The sequence below is a fragment of the Staphylococcus intermedius NCTC 11048 genome, assembly GCF_002902385.1.
Taxonomy (GTDB): domain Bacteria; phylum Bacillota; class Bacilli; order Staphylococcales; family Staphylococcaceae; genus Staphylococcus; species Staphylococcus intermedius.
In genome coordinates this window covers 88,725-111,556 of record NZ_PPQH01000018.1, presented here as the reverse complement: position 1 = coordinate 111,556, position 22,832 = coordinate 88,725, and the positions used below count along the sequence as shown (strand labels likewise).

General features: G+C 37.2%; 23 protein-coding genes. 20 read left to right on the top strand and 3 right to left on the bottom strand.

The window, feature by feature from the left end; all coding sequences use genetic code 11:
* Positions 1-2: 2 nt before the first annotated feature.
* Positions 3-1,352, top strand: coding sequence for an aminomethyl-transferring glycine dehydrogenase subunit GcvPA (gene gcvPA, locus CD138_RS05010; protein ID WP_019168706.1), 1,350 nt, complete (start codon positions 3-5; stop codon positions 1,350-1,352).
* The gene (gene gcvPB / locus CD138_RS05005) at positions 1,342-2,814 is read left to right on the top strand and encodes an aminomethyl-transferring glycine dehydrogenase subunit GcvPB (RefSeq protein ID WP_019168707.1); all 1,473 of its coding nucleotides are present in this window, start codon (positions 1,342-1,344) and stop codon (positions 2,812-2,814) included. The genes gcvPA and gcvPB overlap by 11 nt, the downstream gene beginning before the upstream one ends.
* Before the next feature lie 624 nt (positions 2,815-3,438).
* Here gcvPB and CD138_RS05000 read toward each other — a convergent pair.
* Entirely contained in the window at positions 3,439-3,816 is a 378-nt protein-coding gene (locus tag CD138_RS05000; protein ID WP_373364641.1) for a rhodanese-like domain-containing protein, read from the bottom strand.
* A gap of 159 nt (positions 3,817-3,975) precedes the next feature.
* Between CD138_RS05000 and lipM the strand changes: the two genes are divergently transcribed.
* A complete protein-coding gene (lipM, locus tag CD138_RS04995) occupies positions 3,976-4,806 on the top strand; it encodes an octanoyltransferase LipM (RefSeq protein ID WP_019168709.1) in 831 nt (276 codons plus the stop codon).
* Between the two features lie 121 nt (positions 4,807-4,927).
* Here the strand turns inward: lipM and CD138_RS04990 are convergent, their stop codons facing one another.
* The gene (locus tag CD138_RS04990) at positions 4,928-5,152 is read right to left on the bottom strand and encodes an SA1362 family protein (protein WP_019168710.1); all 225 of its coding nucleotides are present in this window, start codon (positions 5,150-5,152) and stop codon (positions 4,928-4,930) included.
* Positions 5,153-5,157: 5 nt separating this feature from the next.
* Positions 5,158-5,772: a coiled-coil domain-containing 22 family protein gene (locus tag CD138_RS04985; protein WP_019168711.1), complete on the bottom strand. Its 615-nt coding sequence runs from the start codon at positions 5,770-5,772 to the stop codon at positions 5,158-5,160.
* Positions 5,773-5,866: 94 nt separating this feature from the next.
* Here CD138_RS04985 and CD138_RS04980 point away from each other — a divergent pair, with 94 nt between their 5' ends.
* From CD138_RS04980 to CD138_RS04900, 17 genes are all read left to right on the top strand, one after another.
* The gene (locus CD138_RS04980) at positions 5,867-6,937 is read left to right on the top strand and encodes a M24 family metallopeptidase (protein WP_019168712.1); all 1,071 of its coding nucleotides are present in this window, start codon (positions 5,867-5,869) and stop codon (positions 6,935-6,937) included.
* An 18-nt stretch (positions 6,938-6,955) separates the two neighbouring features.
* The gene (gene efp, locus CD138_RS04975) at positions 6,956-7,513 is read left to right on the top strand and encodes an elongation factor P (protein WP_019168713.1); all 558 of its coding nucleotides are present in this window, start codon (positions 6,956-6,958) and stop codon (positions 7,511-7,513) included.
* A gap of 270 nt (positions 7,514-7,783) precedes the next feature.
* Complete coding sequence (gene accB, locus CD138_RS04970) at positions 7,784-8,245, top strand: acetyl-CoA carboxylase biotin carboxyl carrier protein (protein ID WP_019168714.1); 462 nt, start codon at positions 7,784-7,786, stop codon at positions 8,243-8,245.
* A gap of 1 nt (position 8,246) precedes the next feature.
* A complete protein-coding gene (gene accC / locus CD138_RS04965) occupies positions 8,247-9,602 on the top strand; it encodes an acetyl-CoA carboxylase biotin carboxylase subunit (RefSeq protein ID WP_019168715.1) in 1,356 nt (451 codons plus the stop codon).
* A 20-nt stretch (positions 9,603-9,622) separates the two neighbouring features.
* Positions 9,623-9,997 (top strand): Asp23/Gls24 family envelope stress response protein, encoded by a 375-nt coding sequence (locus CD138_RS04960; RefSeq protein ID WP_019168716.1) that lies wholly within the window; start codon positions 9,623-9,625, stop codon positions 9,995-9,997.
* A 20-nt stretch (positions 9,998-10,017) separates the two neighbouring features.
* Positions 10,018-10,410 carry a transcription antitermination factor NusB gene (nusB, locus tag CD138_RS04955; protein WP_019168717.1) on the top strand — a complete coding sequence of 131 codons (393 nt, stop codon included), beginning with the start codon at positions 10,018-10,020 and terminating at the stop codon, positions 10,408-10,410.
* 8 nt (positions 10,411-10,418) lie between these two features.
* On the top strand, positions 10,419-11,765 hold the full coding sequence (gene xseA / locus CD138_RS04950) for an exodeoxyribonuclease VII large subunit (protein ID WP_096559716.1): 1,347 nt from the start codon (positions 10,419-10,421) through the stop codon (positions 11,763-11,765).
* A complete protein-coding gene (locus CD138_RS04945) occupies positions 11,749-11,973 on the top strand; it encodes an exodeoxyribonuclease VII small subunit (protein ID WP_019168719.1) in 225 nt (74 codons plus the stop codon). The genes xseA and CD138_RS04945 overlap by 17 nt, the downstream gene beginning before the upstream one ends.
* A complete protein-coding gene (locus CD138_RS04940; protein ID WP_019168720.1) occupies positions 11,954-12,835 on the top strand; it encodes a polyprenyl synthetase family protein in 882 nt (293 codons plus the stop codon). The genes CD138_RS04945 and CD138_RS04940 overlap by 20 nt, the downstream gene beginning before the upstream one ends.
* Before the next feature lie 69 nt (positions 12,836-12,904).
* Positions 12,905-14,773, top strand: coding sequence for a 1-deoxy-D-xylulose-5-phosphate synthase (gene dxs, locus CD138_RS04935; protein WP_019168721.1), 1,869 nt, complete (start codon positions 12,905-12,907; stop codon positions 14,771-14,773).
* A 282-nt stretch (positions 14,774-15,055) separates the two neighbouring features.
* Positions 15,056-15,508, top strand: a complete 453-nt coding sequence (gene ahrC, locus CD138_RS04930; RefSeq protein ID WP_014613844.1) for a transcriptional regulator AhrC/ArgR — start codon at positions 15,056-15,058, stop codon at positions 15,506-15,508.
* Positions 15,509-15,521: 13 nt separating this feature from the next.
* A complete protein-coding gene (gene recN / locus CD138_RS04925) occupies positions 15,522-17,204 on the top strand; it encodes a DNA repair protein RecN (RefSeq protein ID WP_019168722.1) in 1,683 nt (560 codons plus the stop codon).
* A 6-nt stretch (positions 17,205-17,210) separates the two neighbouring features.
* Positions 17,211-18,104 (top strand): phosphate acyltransferase, encoded by an 894-nt coding sequence (locus CD138_RS04920; RefSeq protein WP_019168723.1) that lies wholly within the window; start codon positions 17,211-17,213, stop codon positions 18,102-18,104.
* A 235-nt stretch (positions 18,105-18,339) separates the two neighbouring features.
* On the top strand, positions 18,340-19,398 hold the full coding sequence (buk, locus tag CD138_RS04915) for a butyrate kinase (protein ID WP_019168724.1): 1,059 nt from the start codon (positions 18,340-18,342) through the stop codon (positions 19,396-19,398).
* Between the two features lie 10 nt (positions 19,399-19,408).
* Entirely contained in the window at positions 19,409-20,827 is a 1,419-nt protein-coding gene (lpdA, locus tag CD138_RS04910) for a dihydrolipoyl dehydrogenase (protein ID WP_019168725.1), read from the top strand.
* 21 nt (positions 20,828-20,848) lie between these two features.
* A complete protein-coding gene (locus tag CD138_RS04905; RefSeq protein ID WP_019168726.1) occupies positions 20,849-21,847 on the top strand; it encodes a thiamine pyrophosphate-dependent dehydrogenase E1 component subunit alpha in 999 nt (332 codons plus the stop codon).
* Positions 21,840-22,823, top strand: a complete 984-nt coding sequence (locus tag CD138_RS04900; protein WP_019168727.1) for an alpha-ketoacid dehydrogenase subunit beta — start codon at positions 21,840-21,842, stop codon at positions 22,821-22,823. Before CD138_RS04905 ends, CD138_RS04900 begins: the two co-directional genes overlap by 8 nt.
* Positions 22,824-22,832 lie beyond the last annotated feature (9 nt).

Genomic DNA, 22,832 nt, shown 5'->3' with positions numbered 1-22,832 from the left:
CAGTGAGTCATCGTTATATTCCATTAACTGAAAAAGATGAGCAAGAAATGTTAGAGACGATTGGTGTTAAATCTATTCAAGAACTATACAGTGATGTTCCTGAAGATGTGTTATTAAACAGAGATTTAAATATTGCTGATGCAGAGCCAGAAACACAATTATTGAAGCGATTAACACGTATTGCGAATAAAAATATTACGAAAGAAACACATACATCATTTTTAGGTGCAGGCGTCTATGATCACTATGCACCGGCTGTTGTAGATGCGATGATTTCCAGATCTGAATTCTACACTGCCTATACACCATATCAACCTGAAATTTCGCAAGGGGAATTACAAGCCATTTTCGAATTCCAAACGATGATTTGTGAGTTAACAGCGATGGACGTTGCAAACTCCTCTATGTATGATGCGATGACAAGTTTTGCTGAGGCTTGTTTATTAGCTTGGGGTAACACGAAGAAAAAGAAAATTGTTGTATCAAAAGGATTGCATTATCAAGCATTACAAGTTTTAGATACGTATTCAAAAATTCGAGAACAATATGAAGTCGTTACAGTAGATTTAGACGGTACTGTAACTGACTTAAAAAAATTAGAAGCAGCTATTGATGATGATACGGCAGCAGTTGCAGTACAATATCCAAATTTCTATGGTTCTATTGAAGATTTAGAGGCGATTCAAGCGATGGTTGCTGATAAGAAAGCACTCTTTATCGTATATGCGAATCCTTTATCATTAGGCTTATTAACGCCACCAGGTGAATTTGGTGCAGATATCGTTGTCGGTGATACACAAGTGTTTGGTATTCCTACACAATTCGGTGGGCCACACTGTGGTTATTTTGCAACAACGAAAAAATTGATGCGTAAAATCCCTGGTCGTCTCGTAGGTCAAACAACGGATGATGAAGGTAATCGTGGTTTTGTACTAACGTTACAAGCACGTGAACAACATATTCGTCGTGAAACAGCGACATCTAATATTTGTTCAAACCAAGCCTTAAATGCGCTTGCATCATCTATTGCAATGTCAGCTTTAGGTAAACAAGGGATTCAAGAAATAGCGATACAAAACATGGAAAATGCGAACTATGCTAAAACGGAATTTAAAAATAACGGCTTTACTGTTTTAGACGGCGTATCTTATAACGAATTTGTTGTACGCTTTGATCGTCCGATTGCTGAAGTGAACCGTGCACTTTTAGATGAGGGCATCATTGGTGGTTTTGATTTAAGCACTGTAGACCAAACATTCGAAAACCACATGCTCGTTGCTGTAACGGAATTGAGAACAAAAGAAGAAATCGATACATTTGTGCAGAAAGCTGGTGAAATCAATGGTAAGTAAATCTAGTCCATTAATTTTTGAACGTTCAAGAAAAGGTCGCTTTGCTTATTCTTTACCGCAAAGAGAAATTGATAACGATGTTGCCAATCAACTCCTTGATTCAAAGTTCATTCGTAAAAATAAAGCTGAATTTCCTGAAGTATCTGAACTTGATTTAATTCGTCATTACACTGAACTTTCTAATAAAAACTTTGGTGTCGATTCAGGATTCTATCCATTAGGTTCATGTACGATGAAATATAATCCTAAAATTAATGAGAAAGTTGCGCGTATTCCTGGATTTACTGAAGCGCATCCTTTACAAGATGAGGACCAAATTCAAGGTGCCTTAGAAATTATTTACAGCTTACAAGAAGAATTAAAAGAAATTACTGGTATGGATGAAATTTCATTACAACCTGCTGCTGGTGCGCACGGTGAGTGGACGGCGCTCATGATCTTCAAAGCATACCACTTACAAAATGGTGATACTGAAAGAGATGAAGTGATTGTACCAGACTCAGCACACGGGACAAACCCAGCTTCTGCAGCTTTTGCTGGTTTCAAAGCTGTCACAGTTAAATCGAATGAAAAAGGTGAAGTAGACATCGATCACCTTAAAGAAGTCGTAAGTGATAAAACTGCTGCAATCATGTTAACGAATCCGAACACTTTAGGTATTTTTGAAACGAATATTATGGAAATCCGTGATATCGTACATGAAGCGGGCGGCTTACTTTATTACGATGGCGCAAACTTGAATGCGATTATGGATAAAGTTCGTCCTGGTGACATGGGATTTGATGCGGTTCACCTGAACTTACACAAAACATTTACAGGTCCTCACGGTGGCGGTGGCCCAGGTTCAGGTCCAATCGGTGTGAAAAAGGAATTACGTGATTACTTACCAAAACCACTCGTTGTGAAAAATGGAGATCGCTTTGAATATGATAATGACATTCCATATTCAATCGGACGCGTGAAACCATTCTACGGTAACTTCGGTATTTATTTACGTGCTTATACGTATATTCGTACAATGGGCTATAACGGATTGAAAGAAGTGTCTGAAGCGGCTGTACTAAACGCAAACTACATGAAAGCACGTTTAAAAGATACTTTCGTCATTCCATTCGATCAATATTGTAAACATGAATTCGTATTGAGTGGTACGAAGCAGAAAAAACTTGGTGTCCGTACGTTAGATATGGCTAAACGTTTATTAGACTTTGGGGTGCATCCACCAACAGTATACTTCCCACTCATTGTCGATGAAGGTATGATGATTGAACCAACAGAAACTGAATCTAAAGAAACATTAGACTATTTCTGTGATGCTTTAATCCAAATTGCGAAAGAAGCAGAGGAAGATCCTGATAAAGTATTAGAAGCACCACATACTACAATTATTGACCGTTTGGATGAAACGACAGCAGCACGAAAACCAATTTTAAAATTTGAGAACTTAAAAGAAGAAAAATAAATTCATTTCAAAGATGATAAGGGGATGCGGCATCATCATTTTTGTTGCTGTGGATGCAGTATTTTGATTAACTTGCCCCCTATGATTTGTGGCTTCTGATTGCCCTTATGGTTTCGCGTTCCCAGGGGATGATCTGGCCCGGCAAGGCTGACTAGACTTCTCAAAAGTTCAAGCATTGAGAAGTCAGACAGCTACTGCGATAAACAGTAGCCACTATCAAAGTTAAAAGACGAAATTTTGTTTTTAACTCTATCCCTCGGGAGTCTCAGCCTCTGGACAATCTTACATCAATTGCAGTCACCTAGGGAAAGTTTATAAAATGGAAAGAACCTCATAACAGCCAAAAATGATGACGTCCCATTTATCCTCATTTTTGGCTGTTTTATCATCGTTAATCGATATATGTCCATAAAAAGGAAAAGGACTGGGAAAACTTAATGACCCATCCCCTTATTATGCTCAGACTGTCATCAGAACTATTCTAAAAAAGTGCTAAAAATAGCGATAGGGGAACGTTTGTTCACTAACGAGGGAGACTATAGTGATTAGCACTTTAAACCCTAGTTATGCTCATAAAAAAAGAGCTAGGTCATCCACACGTGTTGGATCCACTAGCTCTTTTAACTATTTTTTAGACTTAATCTTACCTGTCCATTTTTTGTAGCCGCCTTTTAACATGTACAACTGTGAATAGCCTTTTTTCTTAAGTGTACGTGCAGCTCGATAACTCGCGATACCGTTTGCATCTACAAGATAGATAGGTTGATCTTTTCTTAATCCTTGGTATCGTTGACGAAACATTGTCATAGGGATATTTCGTGCACCTATAATATGACCATAATCATAGTCTGCTTTTTCTCTAAGATCGATCACTTGTGCTTTTCGAATACCTTCTTGAAACTCTTCTTGGTTTAATTCTGTTACTGATCTTTTATTGATGATAAAGTTGGATACCATCCAAATGATGACCAAAGCTAACACAATTAAAACGATTAATGTCATGTTACTCATCTTGCATCCTCCCTAAAATACCGATATTATTATTATAAGACTGATAGACCAATTTATCAAAATTTTTATGTGTGACATATGTTGGCAATTTTATATATTTTGAAACATAACATATGCCCGATGATATTTCATAGGGAGGATTTAAATCAAATGACAGAAACTTGGCATTTTATCAATACAGGAAGTCATGATCCATACTACAATATGGCATTAGATGAGGCTTTATTAAATTTCGTATCAAGAGGTGAGATTGATCCAGTTGTTCGTTTTTACACTTGGGATCCACCGACATTATCCATTGGCTATTTCCAACGACTTGCCAAAGAGATTGATATCGAAAAAGTTAAAGAAAAAGGCTATGGTTTGGTGAGACGACAAACAGGGGGCCGTGGCGTCTTACATGATAAGGAATTGACTTATAGCGTTATCGTTCCAGAATCACATCCAGATATGCCACAAACGGTCACTGAAGCTTATCGTGTGATTTCGGGTGGTTTACTTGAAGGGTTTAAATCATTAGGCTTTGATGCGCATTTCGCTGTACCACGTTCTAAAGAGGAGCGAGAAAAGTTAAAACAGCCGAGAAGTTCTGTTTGTTTTGATGCTCCGAGTTGGTATGAACTTGTTGTTGAAGGTAAAAAAATTGCAGGCAGTGCTCAAACAAGACAAAAAGGTGTTATCTTACAGCACGGCTCTATTCTTCAAGATGTGGATATTGATGACTTGTTCCATATGTTCATTTTCAAAAGCGATAGATTAAAAGATAAAATGAAAGAAGCCTTTGTAGAAAAAGCAGTGGCCATTAATGATTTATCCGATGAAACAGTGACATTAGAACAAATGGAAGTCGCGTTTAAAGAAGGATTCAAAAAAGCACTGGATATTGAATTTAAACCATTAGAATTAACAGCAGCACAACAAGAAGAAGTGAAGGCGTTAGAAGAAAAATATCGTTCAGATGAATTTTTATATCGAAAATAACCACGAATGATCGAAAATCAAAAAAAGGCTGGGAAACGCATTACAGATATGCGCCCAGCCTTTAAACTTATATTAAATATAATTGATAGTACTACAAAATTAACTGTGGTTCAAAATGATTTTATCTTCGTCTTTTAAGTTTATTCTTCCAAACGCGTTTTTTATAATCTCGTTGATCTGGCGTTAAAAAGAAAAAGAAATAAACCAAATAGATGATGCCGATAATAATCCCTATAGTTAGGATAGATCTAAAAATACTGAAAAGCACTACATCTAAATTAAAAATTAATCCTATCGTTGCAACAATGAGTATTACACCGAATATAATTTTTTGGAAAGTTGACATTTCAATTACTCCTCTTTATTTTGTTCTGCATTTGTAGTTTTGACATTGATGTTCGATAAGCTCTGACGTCCACTTTGGATTTCTGTTTTATCTTTGTCTTTATAACCTTTTTTGATTTTTGTTAATGCACGATTAATGTCTTTTTGAAGCTTTTTAATCTCTTTATCTTGCGTTTTGATTGACTTATCTTTTTTAACAATCGATTCATCTTCAGTCGCGTCATTGTATGTTTCAATCGCACTTTCGTGATCATCAACAATTTGATCTAATTGTTCCAATACTTTGTCATCTTTTTTGTTTTCTAAAACTTTCGAGTCGATTTGTTGATAAGCGTTAATTGCATCCGTAACAGAGGCATAGTATTGTGATGAAAATTCAAGATAGGTCGCTTTTTTCTGATTAGACTTCGCTTGCTTTGTATTTTCCGAGTCTTTTTTCAAAGCGTCCACTTGTTTTTGTTTTTTTGCATTTTCATTTTTAAGTTGCTGATTTTCAAGTTTAATTTCATGATTTTTATCACTTAAGTCTGTGCTCTTCTCTTCTAAAGGTAACAAATTTTGACTTCCACAGGCTGACAATAAAAATACCACACTGATACTCGCGTAAATTCTCTTTTTCATATTAAACTCCTAAACACTCAATTGTTTTTCACTACATATGACTACATTTTAAGGTATCATGTAATTAAGTACAAATATAAGGAGGATTTTTTGTATGAAAAATAGACTTCAAAAGATAAGAACTTTATTACAAGAAAAACATCTCGACGGTTTAGTAGTTTTATCTGATTTTAATCGACGCTACTTATCCGGTTTTACAGGTACGAGTGGGGCACTGATTATTACAAATAACCAAGCACTACTCATTACTGATTTCCGTTATACTGATCAAGCACAACAACAGGCTACTGAATTTGAGGTCATTTTACAACAAGGCGATTTATACACAACCATTGTAGAACAGTTTAAAGCTTTAAATATACAAAATATTGGGTTTGAAGGCCATCTCGTCGCTTATGATGCATTTTTAAAATTAAATCAAGGTCGTCATGACTTGATTTCTATCGGTCAAGCTATCGAAACGATTCGCCAAACAAAAGATGCAAATGAAATTAAAGCCATCCAAAAAGCAGCGCAAATTGTGGATGAAGCATACGAATATATTCTGACTGTTGTTAAACCTGGTATGACAGAAAAAGAAGTTAAAGCGCATTTAGAAAGCAAAATGTTGCATTTAGGTGCTGACGATACTTCTTTTGATACAATTGTTGCTTCAGGTGTACGAGGCGCGTTGCCACATGGCGTTGCTTCAGACAAAGTCATCCGGTCAGGAGAAATGGTCACGTTAGATTTCGGTGCATATTATAATGGCTATTGTTCAGATATTACACGTACATTTGCTGTCGGCCAGCCATCAGAAGAAATGATTAAAATCTACAATATCGTATTAAAAAGTCAAGAAGCCGCGATTGCAGCGATTCGTCCAGGTATGACTGGTAAAGAAATGGACAGTATTGCACGTGATATCATTACAGAAGCAGGGTATGGCAAACATTTTGGTCATTCATTAGGTCATGGTATCGGCTTGGACATTCATGAACTTCCTGGACTGTCACAAAAATCAGATATCGTCTTAGAACAAAATCATTGTGTGACGATTGAACCAGGCATTTATGTAGAAGGGTTAGGCGGTGTTCGGATAGAAGATGACATTTTAATTACAGAAAATGGCGGCGAACGCTTTACTAATTGCACAAAAGACCTTATTATTTTAGAAGAAGAGTGATTCTGAGGAGGAAACTGAATGATTTCTGTAAATGATTTTAAAACAGGCTTAACGATTTCTGTTGATAACGGAATCTGGAAAGTAATTGAATTCCAACATGTTAAACCTGGTAAAGGATCTGCGTTTGTAAGATCAAAATTACGTAATTTAAGAACAGGTGCAATCCAAGAAAAAACTTTCCGTGCAGGTGAAAAAGTAGAACCAGCGATGATTGAAAACCGTCGTATGCAATACTTATATGCTGATGGAGACAACCACGTATTCATGGATAACGAAACTTTCGAACAAACAGAACTAAGCACAGATTACTTAGAATATGAATTGAAGTTTTTAAAAGCAAACATGGATGTACATATCCAAACATACCAAGGTGAAACAATCGGTGTAGAATTGCCGAAAACTGTTGAACTTGAAGTAACTGAAACAGAGCCTGGTATCAAAGGTGATACAGCGACAGGTGCAACTAAGTCAGCAACTGTTGAAACAGGTTACTCATTGAATGTACCATTATTCGTCAATGAAGGTGATGTGTTAGTCATTAACACGACAGATGGTAGCTACGTTTCACGCGGTTAATTTAATCCGTATCAGGAGGAAAGATAACCCTGTTAATGTATGCAAATGGAGAATATAATTGTTGGACTAATGAGGCTTATTTTTGTCTTGTTAGTCCATATTTTATTTTTTAGATCTACGTCGACGCTAAATTTTTGATTCTCGATAAAGAAGAAACATTACTACGAATCCAACAACAACCCTGTAGATATTATGTATTTTCTTGAATTGCCTTATACACTCAAGTAAAATAGTAGGGTAGAAATAATCAATCATAAGGGAGTAACCAAAATGAATTTTAAAGAGATTAAAGAATTAATTGATATTCTAGACAATTCTAACCTCACTGAAATCAGTATTGAAGATAAAGGTACGACAATCAACTTAAAAAAAGAAAAAGAAATCGTGACACAACAAATTTCAGCACCGCAACAAATGGTTGCACCAACTGTATCTGCTGAACCCGTTCAGGCGAGTACGACTTCTGTAGACGCACCCGTAGCTGAAACTGATTCGGCACTTAAAACAATTACAGCACCTATGGTAGGCACATTTTATAAATCGCCATCTCCTGAAGAAAGCGCCTATGTGCAAGTGGGCGATCAAGTTACAGCTGATACGACAGTTTGTATTTTAGAAGCAATGAAATTATTTAATGAAATTCAAGCTGAAGTTACAGGTGAAATTGTTGAAATTTTAGTTGAAGATGGACAAATGGTTGAGTATGGCCAAGCTTTATTCAAGGTGAAATAATATGAAAAAGATATTAATTGCAAACCGTGGCGAGATTGCAGTGCGCATTATTCGCGCATGTCACGAATTAGGTATCCAAACTGTAGCGATTTATTCTGAAGGCGATAAAGATGCATTACATACTCAATTAGCCGACGAAGCCTACTGTGTGGGACCTAAGCAATCAAAAGATTCATACTTAAACATCCCAAATATTTTATCTATCGCCACTTCTACAGGTTGTGACGGTATTCACCCTGGATACGGCTTCTTAGCTGAAAATGGTGATTTTGCAGAATTATGTGAAGCTGTCCAACTTAAATTTATTGGACCGAGTTATGAATCGATTCAAAAAATGGGTATTAAAGATATTGCAAAAGAAGAGATGAAACGTGCAAATGTCCCTGTTGTTCCTGGTAGCGAAGGACTTGTGAACACGATTGAAGATGCCATCCAAACAGCTAACTCGATTGGTTACCCTGTTATAATAAAAGCAACTGCTGGTGGTGGTGGTAAAGGGATTCGTATCGCCCGAAATGAAGAAGAGTTAATTAATGGTTATAAAATGACGCAACAAGAAGCAGAGACAGCTTTCGGTGATGGGGGCTTATATTTAGAAAAATTCATCGAAAACTTCCGTCATATCGAAATTCAAATCCTGGGTGACGAGCATGGTAATGTGATCCACCTTGGCGAACGGGATTGTACGATTCAACGTCGCATGCAAAAGCTCGTTGAAGAAGCGCCTTCTCCCATTCTTTCTGAAGCGAAACGAAAAGAAATGGGAGATGCAGCTGTAAGAGCAGCTAAAGCGGTGAACTATTTTAACGCAGGTACTATTGAATTTATCTATGATTTAGATGAAGATCAATTTTACTTTATGGAGATGAATACGCGAATCCAAGTAGAGCATCCTGTGACAGAAATGGTGACAGGTGTCGACCTCGTAAAACAACAAATCAAAGTCGCTATGGGCGAAAGATTGCCTTATACACAAGATGATATTCAAATCAATGGACATGCCATTGAATTTCGTATCAATGCTGAAAATCCATATAAAAACTTTATGCCTTCACCTGGAAAAATCGAGCAATATTTAACACCAGGCGGCTTTGGTGTACGAATTGACTCAGCATGTTATACGAACTATATCATTCCACCGTACTATGATTCGATGGTTGCGAAATTAATTGTGCATCAACCGACAAGAGAAGAGGCCATCATGACAGGTTTACGTGCGCTCAGCGAATTTGCTGTACTCGGAATTGATACAACCATTCCATTCCATATTCGTTTATTAAACCATCCTGTCTTCAATAAGGGTTTCTTTAGCACCAAATTTTTAGAGATATACGATATTATGAATGAAGATCAATAAATTGAATGGGGGCAACTTATATGGCAAAGCCAATTGAACATTTCAACCCTAATCTCGGAACTGTTGAAATCGAACCTGAAGTCATTTCTGTGATTGCGAGTATCGCAGTTTCAGAAGTGAAAGGCGTTGAAGGCGCATTTCCAGATTTAAAAAATTCAACTTTAGAACGCTTTGGTCGTAAAAACTTAAGTAAAGGAGTTAAAATCACCACGAAAGACAATGAAATTACGATTGATGTTTATTGTTCTTTAAAATATGGCGTTAAAGTTTCTGAAACAGCGTCAAAAGTTCAAGAATCCATTCATAGTGCATTGCGTACGATGACTGCACTGACACCTCAGCAAATCAATGTGCACATTACACATATAGAAATGGCAAAAAATAATCGTGATTAACTTATGAACGGAGAATTAAAATGAGTAGAAAACAAGCAAGAAGTCAAGCCTTTCAAACATTATTCCAACTAGAAATGAAAAATACAGAGTTGACGATTGACGAAGCGATTAGTTTTATTAAAGAAGACTATCCTGATTTAGATTTCGACTTCATTAAATGGCTTGTTTCTGGTGTTAAAGATCATCAACATGTATTGGACGAAACAATCAGTCCACATTTAAATGGATGGACGATTGCACGTTTGTTGAAAACAGATCGTATTATTTTGCGTATGGCTGCATTTGAAATGAACCACAGTGACACACCAGAGAAGGTTATTATTAATGAAGCAGTAGAATTGGCAAAACAATTTAGTGATGATGATCATTATAAATTCATCAACGGTGTATTAAGTCACATTAAAAGAAATTGAGTGATGGCATGGAAAAATATTTAACGATCTCTGCATTAACTAAATATATTAAGTATAAATTTGATCAAGACCCTCACCTTCAAAGTGTTTACCTCAAAGGTGAATTATCGAATTTTAAACGTCATAGTAGTGGACACTTATATTTTGCAGTTAAGGATGAAAATAGTGTCATCGCAGCAATGATGTTTAAAGCGCAAGCCAACCAACTGGACTTTGATCCAAAAGAAGGCGATCAAGTCCTTATTGAAGCACGTGTTTCTGTTTATGAACTTCGTGGTAGTTATCAAATTTATGTTAAGCATATGCAACTGGATGGTGTAGGGAATCTTTATCAAAAATTTGAGCAGTTAAAAATCAAATTAACAAAAGAAGGTTACTTTGACCCTGCTCACAAAAAGCCTATTCCGAAGTATCCTCAAAAAATTGCGATACTGACGGCGAGCACAGGTGCAGCCATTCGAGATATACAAAATACTTTAAACAGTCGTTATCCATTAGCTGAACAGATTAAAATGAGTACGCTCGTCCAAGGCGCACAAGCAAAAGTTGACATTATCGAAAAATTAAAAGCTGCGGATCAACTCGGTGTAGATGTCATTATTTTAGGTCGTGGTGGCGGCTCTATTGAAGATTTGTGGAATTTCAATGAGGAAGATGTTGTTAAAGCCATTTATTCTTGTCAAACACCAATCATATCTGCAGTCGGTCACGAAACGGATACGACATTAAGTGACTTTGTTGCTGATTTACGGGCGGCTACACCAACCCAAGCCGCGATGTTAGCGACACCTGATCAACAAGAACTTAAGCAGGTGCTTCATCAATCGCGTGTGTATTTGAATCGCTATATCAAGCAACATTTAAGACATACCGCGCAACAATTACAACAGTTGCAATCTTACTATAAATTTAAACAACCTGGCTTATTGTATGAACAACAAACACAAAAGCGTGATGAACTGGATCGTGCCCTTCATCAATCCATGCAATTTCGACTTCAAAGCGAACAACAAAGATTAGCAATGTTGCAGCAACGCATTCGTATTAAATATTTTTATGATAATGTACAACGTCAAAAGCTAGCATCTATGGATTTAGCATCCCAATTAGATAAACAAATTCAACGCATTATCAGCTCAAAAAAACAATTATTTCAACATCAACTGTTATCACTCGATAATTTGAGTCCAACAAAGACGATGTTGCGGGGTTATTCGATTGTTAAAAAAGAGCATGAAGTCATTACGAGTAGTCATGATGTACATGAAGGCGATCAAATCGAAGTGACAATGAAAGATGGCGCATTAGATGCAAGAATTGAAAAGGTGAGGTGGCAAAATGACGACCGAGAATAAATCTTTTGAAGAAATGATGAAAGAATTAGAATCCATTGTAAATCAGTTAGATAATGATACGATATCGTTAGAAAAATCTTTAGAATTGTATCAGCAAGGTATTGCGCTTTCTAAATCGTGTGAAAAAACATTAAGCGATGCTGAGAAAAAGGTATCTGAATTAATGGACAAAGAGGCAGATGAAAGTCATGAATCAAAGTCTGAATGAGTTATTAGAACAATTTAACGGGCACTTGAATGATGCGATAGAGGATACGCCACTGGGCACGTCATTAGAAGAAAGTATGCGCTACTCTCTTGAAGCAGGTGGAAAAAGAATTCGACCTTTGCTCATGTTGGCAACAATTAAAATGTTGGATGCTCAAAAGCTCACTAGCGGCATGCATGTTGCTTTAGCGCTTGAAATGATTCATACATATTCGTTAATTCATGACGATTTACCTGCGATGGATGACGATGATTTGAGACGTGGTAAACCGACAAATCATACTGTTTACGGTGAGTGGCTTGCGATATTGGCTGGAGATGCATTATTGACGAAAGCATTCGAAAAGATTGCATTGACACCCTATATTGACGCCGATATTAAAGTTGAACTCATTAAAAAGTTAAGTCAAGCAAGTGGACATCAAGGGATGGTAGGCGGTCAAACGTTGGATATGCAAAGTGAACATCAACACATCCCACTTGATATTCTTGAAAGTATTCATGTACATAAGACGGGCGCCCTCATCCAATTTGCCATTGAAGCTGCAACCATCATTACTTCAATTCGTCAAACAACCGCGAAGCAATTGATTCAGTTTTCTCAACATTTAGGTGTCATTTTCCAAATTAAAGATGACCTCTTAGATGTATACGGTGATGAAGCAAAACTAGGCAAACCTGTTGGGAGTGACGTCTCAAATCATAAAAGTACGTATGTGACGCTCTTAGGTGAGCAAGGGGCTGAACAAGAACTCCAAGTGCACATACAAAAAGCAGAAGCCATTTTAGACACATTGTCTATGGAGTTTGATACAACGAATTTAAAATATTTATTAACACTTTTTTATCAACGTCAAAATTAAGTTCTGTCTATCTATGAAGCAAGTGAAGTGTTATAATCAGTACGATAGAAAAAATTAAGGGTGATTTCAATGGACGTAAGAAATATACAGAATCCTTCATTCTTAAAAAGTCTTTCTGTTGAAGAGCTTGAAGCATTAAGTCACGATGTGAGACAGTTCTTAATTCAAACGTGTGCTGTAACGGGGGGCCATATTGGTGCTAATTTAGGTGTTGTTGAACTCACAATCGCACTTCATAAGCATTTTAATAGTCCTGAAGATAAAATTATCTGGGATGTCGGTCATCAAAGTTATATTCATAAAATTTTGACTGGCCGTGGTCAACAGTTTGAAACATTAAGACAATATAGAGGATTGTGTGGATTTCCAAAATTAAAAGAGTCTGATCATGATGTGTGGGAAGCTGGGCATAGTTCCACATCATTATCAGCTGCGATGGGCATGGCAAAAGCGAGAGATATTTTAGGCAAAAAGAACCATATTGTTCCTGTCATTGGTGATGGTGCATTAACAGGTGGTATGGCACTCGAAGCTTTAAATAATATCGGCCATGACCGTACAAATATGACAATTATCTTAAACGATAATGAAATGAGTATTGCACCTAATGTTGGCGCAATGCATAATATGCTCGGTCGTATACGAATGAATCAAGGTTATAATCGACTTAAAGTTGATGCTGAATCGATTTTAAGTCGATTACCGGGAGGCAGTCGATTGCGTGAATCTGCGGATCGTATTAAAGACAGTTTAAAATATTTAGTCGTGGATGGCGCATTTTTTGAAGAGCTTGGTATTCGCTATATCGGTCCAGTGGATGGTCACAATTTTGAAGAATTAGAAAATGCCTTAACTGCAGCTGATTCGATTAATAAACCGGTGCTTATACATGTTGTGACGAAAAAAGGGAAAGGTTACCATCCCGCTGAAAATGATAAAATTGGCACTTGGCATGGTTTAGGACCTTACAAATTAGAAACAGGCGAACAGATTAAAGGTCAAACACAAGGGCCATCATGGAGCCAGTTAATGAGCGACGAAATTTTGTCATATGCCAAAAATGATCGTCGTGTCGTTGCAATTACACCTGCAATGCCGGTCGGTTCAAAACTAACAAGATTCCAATCAGAATTGCCGGAACAATTTTTCGACGTGGGCATTGCTGAACAACATGCTGTAACGATGGCAGCTGGCTTGGCAATGGAAGGTATGAAACCGTACGTTGCTATATATTCTACATTTTTACAACGTGCTTATGACCAAGTATTACATGATGTCGATCGTCAAAACTTAAACGTTATTTTTGGTGTGGATCGCTCTGGTCTTGTTGGTGCAGATGGGGAAACCCATCAAGGGGTCTTTGATGTTGGTTTCTTGACACAATTTCCAAATATGATTGTCATGATGCCTAAAGATGAAAATGAAGCGAAAGATCTCGTTTATACAGCGATGCATTATGAGAAAGGTCCGATTGCAATCCGTTATCCACGAGGCAATGGTTTAGGTGTTGATATCACTGAACAACGCACGCATTTGCCAATTGGATCATGGGAAAATTTAACTGAAGGCCAAGATGTGGCACTTATCAGTTATGGACCTACACTCGCGACATTAGTTGAAGTTGCCAAAACGTTAACTGATCATGGTATTCAAGCGCGTGTCATCAATGCGCGTTATATTAAACCAATGGACACTACAGTTTTGGATGAATTAGGTTCGCAAAACATTCCAGTTGTGACAGTTGAAGAAGGCATGTTAAATGGTGGTTTAGGCGGTCAAATCGCAAATTATATGACTGATCATGGTTATACAAATCGGATCAAACGACTTGGTATTAATGATGAGTACATCGAACACGGTGATGTCGATCAAATTTTAGAAGATTTAGGTTTAACACATGATCCACTTGTCCGTACAATTCAACAATTTTTAAAATAACATCTAAACACGAGTAATCTATTACAGTTGCTCGTGTTTTTTTGATACTTATATTCACGAACGATGTAAAGGTCCAAAATATTTTGATTGCCAATTGATCCGTAAAATGGATGTCGATATACATTTTTCGTATATATTGAATTAAAAAGCATGCTATTTTTGGATGATTAAATACAATAACGGCAACAATTGTAATAATGGATTCGTTTATCGCTTAAGTAGGTAAATCATTATCGAGTGTGGTAAAATCATTGTATAAATATTCGTTACGAGGTGCCAATTATGCCCAAAAAATCTGTAAGACATATAAAAATTAGAGAAATTATTTCAAATGAACAAATCGAAACACAAGACGAATTAGTAAAGCGTTTAAATGATTATGATATGAATGTGACGCAAGCAACTGTGTCACGTGACATTAAAGAACTTCAATTGATTAAAGTTCCTGCGCCAAGTGGTCAATATATTTATAGTTTGCCTAATGATCGTCGATATCATCCACTTGAAAAATTAGGACGCTATTTGATGGATTCGTTTGTAAAAATCGATAGTGCAAATAATTTACTGGTACTTAAAACGTTACCTGGTAATGCCCAATCCATTGGTGCCATATTGGATCAAATAGATTGGGAAGAAGTGTTAGGGACGATTTGTGGCGATGATACATGCTTAATTATTTGTCGTGATAACCCTTCAGCTGATGAAATCAAGGAAAGAATTTTCAATATGTTATAAGGATGGATGTTAGATGTTACAAAGCCTCTCCATTAAACAATTTGCAATTATCGATACATTAGATGTTCAGTTTTCTGATGGTTTAACTGTACTCAGTGGTGAAACCGGTGCGGGTAAATCCATTATAATTGACGCCATTGGACAACTGATTGGCATGCGTGCTTCATCTGAATTTGTGCGTCATGGAGAAAAGAAAGCAATTATTGAAGGTATTTTTGATATTGATGATGCGAAAGATGCGATACGCCAACTTGAATCGTTAGGTATTGATATCAATGAAGACTTTTTAATTGTCAAAAGGGAAATCTTCCGTTCTGGGAAAAGTATTTGTCGTATTAACAACCAGACTGTGACGTTACAAGATTTAAGACAAGTGATGCAAGCATTACTTGACATTCACGGTCAACATGAAACGCAATCATTATTAAAGCAAAAGTATCATGTCGAACTACTCGATCGTTATGCTGACAGTGAATATACAAAAGAGCTTCAACAATATGCCCAATCATATCAACAGCACCAAGAAAAAATAAAAGAGCTTGAAGCACTCGAGTCTGCGGACCAAGCATTATTGCAACGTCTAGATTTAATGAAGTTCCAATACGATGAATTAAAGGAAGCACACTTAAAAGAAGGCGAAATTGAACAACTAGAAACAGATATCAAACGGATACAAAACTCCGAGAACTTGAGTTTAGCCTTAAACGCAGCATATCTGACTTTAACAGATGAGCACGCGATTACGGACCGTCTCTATACTTTAAGTACAGAGCTACACAATGTGAATCAAATCTTACCTGAAACATTTGAAAAACTGAAAGAAGAAGTTGATCAATTTTATTACACGTTAGAAGACGCAAAACACCAAATCTATGAAGAAATCAACCAAACTGAATTTGATGAACACTATTTAAATGAATTAGAATCGCGCATGAACTTGTTGAATAATTTAAAACGTAAATATGGTAAAGACATTTCAGACCTGATGACTTATCAAGAAAAAATCGCTGATGAAATTAATAAAATTGAAAATTATGAAGAAAGTACGTCAAAATTACGCGAAGAAATTCAACAATTATCGCAACAAGTTCAAGAAGACGGGCAAAAATTATCAAAAGCGCGTAGAATAGTAGCAAGACAGTTGCGCGATCGTATCGTTAATGAAATCCAATATTTACAAATGAAAGATGCGAACTTAGAAATTTCGTTTAAACCATATGAAACACCTCAAAAAGACGGTTTAGAACATATTGAATTTTTAATTAGTCCAAATAAAGGTGAACCATTAAAAAGTTTAAACAAAATTGCAAGTGGCGGTGAACTGTCGCGTATTATGCTCGCACTGAAAAGTATTTTTGTGAGAGCTCGAGGGCAAACTGCGATTTTATTTGATGAAGTGGATTCCGGTGTTTCTGGACAAGCTGCACAAAAAATGGCAGAAAAAATGAAAGACATTGCTGCAGTGATCCAAGTCATCTGTATTTCTCATTTACCACAAGTGGCGTCAATGAGTGATCATCATTTGTATATTTCTAAGCACGAAAAGGATGACCGCACAACAACAACTGTACGTGAACTCACAGGTGACGCACGTATTGATGAAATTGCACGGATGATTTCTGGTGCAACTGTTACCGAATTGACGAGACAAAATGCGAAAGAAATGATTGAACAAAACCAAAAGCATAAAGGATGATGAAAGTTGAATTTTAAAGAATTGCTTAAAGAACCTCAATCTCTAACTGGGACGATTGCAATAGTAAATGCAACAGATGAACCATTGATTAGAGTCATTATTGAAGTTTTAAAGCAAACGCATGCTGACTTCAAACTTTATAATTATCAAGATGCGGCAGAAATCATTCGTTCATTCGATTTGTCAGCTGAGTTTTTAAAACGCATTCATATTTACACGTTTGATTCAGAAGAAGCTGCAATTGAAGGTTGTCTCGATGATTTGTATCAAGGCAACGCACAAATTTTGATGAAAGGGCAGATTCCAACTGCTAAAATTTTATCTGCAGTTTTAAAACGTAATGCACAAGGTACAAAACCATTTTTAAATCATGTGGCACTCTGTGAAATTCCGTCATATCACAAATTGCTTATGATTTCTGACGTTGCGCTTAATATCGCACCAACAGAAGATGAGATGAAAGCAATGATTCAAAATGTGGTGCACTTTTCTAAAAGACTGCAATATCAACAGCTTTATATTGCATTATTGTCTTCCGTTGAGAAAGTAAGCCCAAAAATCCCATCCACTGTTCAAGCCGAGCAACTTAGTCGATATTATCAATCTCACCCCATCGAACCAGGTGTATATGTCGAAGGACCATTTGCGTTAGATAATGCGATTGATAAACAGAGCGCGATTCACAAAGGGATTCATTCAAAAGTAGCCGGAGATGCAGATGTTCTTATAGTACCTGGATTAGATGCCGGTAACGTGTTATATAAATCACTCACATATTTTGGTCATGCTAAAGTTGCGAGTCTTATTCTTGGCGCACAATTTCCCATCGTCTTGACCTCAAGAGCGGATAGTATAGAAAATAAAATCAATTCTATTTTAGTCGCGTTAAAAGTTGGCTAACGATGGAATCAAATTGACTGATCAAGGCCATAACCTAACCAGTCTTTACGACTTATAGATTTTTGTTGCGGTATTTATGATTAATCGATTGAAGTATGAGGATAATTTGGACATAAAAATGGATGCCACTGCATTTCTAGTTTTCATTATCGGGGAAGTAAGTTACTGCATCAAATGTGCCTGAAATTTTTATGTCCCATCTCCATAACTGTTTGATTTTGAAAGAAGGGATTGTATGACAACAGCACTTGTATTGAATTTAGGTAGTACCTCTAGTAAATATGCAATATACGAAAATGATCAATGTAGGGTGAATGAAAATATTAACCATGGTGAAACGATTTTAAATCAACCGTTAATTAACCAAGAGCCTTTAAGACAACAAATGATTGAAACAGCCATCGCTTCCCAAGGGTATGCTTTAAATCAAATTGATGTCATTGCTTGTCGTGGTGGTTTGCTGAAGCCATTAGAAGGCGGGACATACGCAGTGAACAAAGCGATGTACGATGATTTAAAAAGTTTTAAGTATGGCGCGCATGCATCTAATTTAAGTGGTATGATTGGCTACCAACTTGGACTCAAATATCAAATTCCTGTATTTACAACGGATCCAGTGGTTGTAGATGAATTGATTGATGAAGTACGTCATACTGGCGTACCTTCCATTCAACGTCGAAGTATCTTTCATGCATTAAATCAAAAAGCGATGGCGCGTCGATATGCATCACTAGTCAATCGTTCCTACGAAGACATTAATGTGATTGTAATACATATGGGCGGTGGCATTAGTATTGGTGCTCATGAAAAAGGTCGTGTCATTGATGTGAATGAAGCACTATATGGTGAAGGACCTATGGCGATGGATCGTTCAGGAAGCATTCCAAACGATTTAATTGTCCAATATATGGAAAAGCACCAATTATCTGCCGAACAAATGAAGGTGCAAATGAGTCGTGAATCAGGGCTTAAAGCTTATTTTCATTCAACAGATTTAAGGGAAATTATGGTGAATTACGAACAAGATAACAAAGTGAAGTTACTGATAGACTCAATGGTGATTCAAATCGCTAAAGCTATTGGAGAACGTGCTACTATTTTAAAAGGACATGTCGATCAAATTATTTTTACAGGTGGCATGAGCCATAGTGTTCAATTAATGGAAAAAATAGCAAATTATGTCGAATGGATTGCGCCAATTTCGGTTTATCCAGGAGAACACGAACTGATAACGCTAGCTGAACGCGCACAATTGGCACTGAATGAGCAAATTAAAATCCAGATATATCAATAGGAGAAAGCATATGACAAAAGAAAAATACGATATCGTAATCCTCGGCGGTGGCATTGCAGGATATTCTGCTGCGATTCGCGCGAGTCAACTTGGAAAATCTGTTGCTATTGTTGAAAAATCAAAAATGGGTGGGACATGTCTTCACCAAGGCTGTATTCCAACAAAATCTTTTCTTAAATCAGCTGAAGTATTTCAATACATCAAACATGCTGATGACTTTGGCGTCACTGCAGAACAACCGATACTGAATTTTACGAAAGTTATGGCGCGTAAAAATCGTATTGTTGACACGATGTATCAGGGTGTACAAGGGTTAATGAAACGCCATAAAATCGATGTATTTCAAGGTGTAGGTCGCTTAATGGGGGCATCTATTTTTACACCTCAAAGTGGGACTGTTTCTGTAGAGTATGAAGACGGCACTTCAGAACTATTACCGAATGATTACGTGCTTATTGCCACAGGATCTCAACCTATGGCACTGCCATTTTTACCGTTTGATCACGAACAAATCTATAGTAGTAACGATATGATGACACTTGATACTTTACCACAATCTATCACGATTATTGGCGGGGGCGTCATCGGATTAGAATTTGCATCTTTCTTTAGTACTGTAGGGATCACTGTACATGTTATTGAAGCTGGCCCACGTATTTTACCAACTGAAAGTGCACAAATCAGTCAAATGATTCAAAAGCAATTGGAAGAAAAGGGTGTTCAGTTCCATGTGAACACAGCACTTAATGTAGATGATATTCAACAAGATGAAGATCAAGTTAGTTTCAATTTTGACACGCCATTCTCCACTGAAAAAGTGCTCGTTGCGATTGGTCGTCAAGTGAATACAGCTGACTTAGGTTTAGACAATACAAAAGTTGTTTTGAACGATAAAAAAATGATTGAAACAAATGAATATATGCAAACAGCTGATACACATATTTATGCGGCTGGAGATGTGATTGGACATTTACAACTTGCGCATGTCGGTGCTAGAGAAGGAGTCATCGCGGTTGAACATATGTTTAATGAAAATCCACTTCCTATTGACTATGATTCAATGCCGAGATGTGTGTATACGTCTCCAGAGATTGCATCTATCGGTGTTAATCAAGAGACAGCAAAACAACGTGGAATTAAATTTGAAGTCATGAAAGCACCGTTCAAAGCGAATGGTAAAGCTATGATTACTGCATCAACATTACCTGAAGGCTTTGCTGAGTTATTGTTTGATTCTGCATCTGGTAGTTTGATTGGTGCATCCTTAATTGGTCCACATGTCACAGAGCTCATTAATGAATTAAGTGTTCTACAATTTATGAATGGGTCTGCACTTGAATTAGGACTCTCAACACATGCACATCCATCCATTTCAGAATTGCTTATGGAATTAGGATTAAAATCTAGTCATCAATCTATTCACATATAGATAAGAAGGAGGAAAATAGATATGAAAGATTACCAAAGTGTTGGCCTAGAAATTGAAGACTTAAAAAACATGTACCGTGCTATGGATTTAGGTCGTAAACTAGATGAAAGAATGTGGCTTCTTAATCGAGCTGGTAAAATTCCGTTCGTGATCAGTTGTCAAGGGCAAGAAGCGACACAAATTGGAACGGCCTATGCATTACAAAAGGGGGATGTTACTTCTCCTTATTACCGTGACTTAGCACTCGTGACTTATTTAGGTATGACACCATTAGAAACGATGTTATCCGCATTCGGTAAACGTGATGATATCAGTTCAGGAGGGAAACAAATGCCCTCTCATTTTAGTAAAAAAGAAGTCGGTATCATGTCACAAGGTTCTTCGGTAGCGACACAAATCCTCCATGCAGTCGGTGCAGCGTTAACATTCAAAATGGATGGTAAATCTCAAATCGCATTAACGACACTAGGTGAAGGGAGCTCAAACCAGGGCGACTTTCACGAGGGCTTGAACTTTGCAGGTGTACACAACTTGCCATTTATCTGTTTAATTGAGAATAATAAATACGCCATTTCTGTCCCAAAAGAATTTCAGTATGGCGCTGAATATTTATCCGATCGTGCGAAAGGCTATGGCATGTACGGAGAAACGATTGATGGCAATGACCCGATTGCTGTTTACGGTGCCATTAAAGCAGCCCGTGAGCGCGCAGTAAACGGTGAAGGTGCCTCATTAATTGAAGCTTTATGTACAAGATTAACAGCGCACTCTTCAGATGATGATGATCGTTATCGTACGAGTGAAGAAAAAACCATGGACAAAGAAAATGACTGTAACCTTAAATTTAAACAGTATTTAATCGAGCAATCGTTAGTTGACGCAGCATGGTTTGAAACGATTGAAAAAGAAAATCAACAGTTGGTACATCAGGCGACTAAAGAGGCTGAGGCAGCGCCATATCCAGATCCATCTGAAACATACTTACATGTCTATGAAGAAGGAGGGCTTCAACATGGCTAAAATTTCATATCTTGAAGCTATCAAACAAGCACTTGATGTCGCTTTAGAAAAAGATCCACAAACGATGATTCTTGGTGAAGACGTAGGTAAAAAGGGTGGCGTTTTCGGTGTGACAGCTGGATTACAAGAAAAATATGGTGTTTATCGTGTGTTAGATACACCACTTGCGGAATCCAACATTGTCGGTTCTGCCATTGGTGCGGCTATGATGGGGAAACGACCGATTGCTGAAATACAATTTGCTGAATATATTTTACCGGCGACGAACCAAATTATGAGTGAAGCTGCCAAATTGCGGTATCGTTCTAACAATGATTGGCATGCACCATTAACGATTCGCGCACCATTCGGCGGTGGTATTCATGGCGCACTTTATCATTCTCAAAGTATCGAAAGTGTATTTGCTTCTACGCCAGGCTTAACTGTTGTCATTCCTTCCACACCATATGATGCCAAAGGTTTACTCTTAGCTTCAATCGCATCAAATGACCCGGTTCTCTTTTTCGAACATAAAAAGGCGTACCGATTACTGAAAGAAGAAGTGCCAGAAGGTTATTACACGGTGCCACTTGGAAAAGCAGATGTAAAACGAAAAGGTCAAGATTTAACAGTATTTTCATATGGTTTAGCCGTGAACTATTGTCTTCAAGCTGCTGACTTGTTAAAAGGTGAAGGTATCGATGTAGAAGTAGTGGATTTACGTACGGTCTATCCACTTGACCAACAAACGATTATTGAATGTGCGAAAAAAACTGGTAAATGTTTACTAGTTACTGAAGATAATAAAGAAGGTAGTGTCATGTCAGAAGTGGCAGCTATTATTGCAGAAAATTGTTTGTTTGAATTAGATGCACCAGTGATGCGACTTGCGGGCCCAGACGTACCTGCTATGCCTTTCTCACCACCATTAGAAGACGAATTTATGATTAATCCTGATAAAATTAAAAATAAAATGCGTGAGTTAGCGCAATTTTAAGGAGGTTCA